This is a genomic window from Mesorhizobium sp. M7A.F.Ca.US.006.04.2.1 (assembly GCF_004022915.1).
Taxonomy (GTDB): Bacteria; Pseudomonadota; Alphaproteobacteria; order Rhizobiales; family Rhizobiaceae; genus Mesorhizobium; species Mesorhizobium ciceri.
Genome location: NZ_RZQA01001395.1, coordinates 1 through 937, shown reverse-complemented (window position 1 = coordinate 937; position 937 = coordinate 1). Strand labels below are relative to the sequence as shown.

The 937-nt window shown below is 63.8% G+C and carries 1 protein-coding gene; it reads left to right on the top strand.

Features of this window, described 5'->3' with window-relative positions:
* On the top strand, positions 1 to 898 hold an 898-nt coding region (locus EN925_RS37575), incomplete at its 5' end, for a BBE domain-containing protein (RefSeq protein ID WP_164894749.1).
* Positions 899 to 937: the final 39 nt, after the last annotated feature.

Below are 937 nucleotides of genomic sequence, written 5' to 3'. Positions count from 1 at the left end.
GGTGACCGCCGATGGCCGCCTCATCCATGCCGACGCGACCCAGAACCCGGATCTCTTCTGGGCGCTGCGCGGCGGCGGCGGCAATTTCGGCGTGGTGACGAGCTTCGAGTTCAAGCTGCATCCGATCGAGCCGGAGCTGATGTTATGCGGTCCGGCCTATCCCGAAGAGCGCGCCAACGAGATCATTCCACTCTGGCGCGACTTCATGCAGACCGCACCCGATCGCCTGAGCGGCCTGGCGGAATTCTCGACGCTGCCCGACGATCCCTCGATCCCCGAGCATGCAAGGGGCCGGCGCGTCCTGGCGCTCGCGCATGTCTATGACGGACCGGCCGACGAGGGCGAGCGGGTCGTGGCGCCGTTGCGCAGTTTTGGGGAACCGCTCGTCGATTTCAGCGGCCGCATGCCATATCGCACCATCCAGTCGCTCTATGACGGGCTGTTCCCGAAAGGCCGCGACCGCTGCTACTGGAAATCCACCTACCTCTCGCGCCTGGACGACGAGGCCATCGGGGAGATCACGGTACGGATGGCGAAGCGGCCCTCCGAAATGACCTTCGCCTCGATCTGGAAGTTCGGCGGTTTCGTCCAGCGCGTTGCAGCCGATGAGACTGCCTTCGGCGACCGCTCCATGCCCTTCATGCTCAGCCTCGATGCCATTTGGCCAGGCGCTGACGAGGACGATGCGAACATCGGCTGGGTTCGCAGCTTCTGGCAGGACGTGCAGCGCTACTCGACCGGGCGCCTCTATCTGAACTTCCCCGGCCATGGCGAAGGAGCGGACCTCGTACGCGACGCCTTGGGAGCTGAAGCCTATGCGAGGCTCGCCAAGATCAAGCACAGATACGATCCGGACAATCTGTTCCGCCTGAACCAGAACATCCTGCCAATGCACTAACGCACAATTCAAGTCGGGCGTACGGTAGCGACTCTCGCC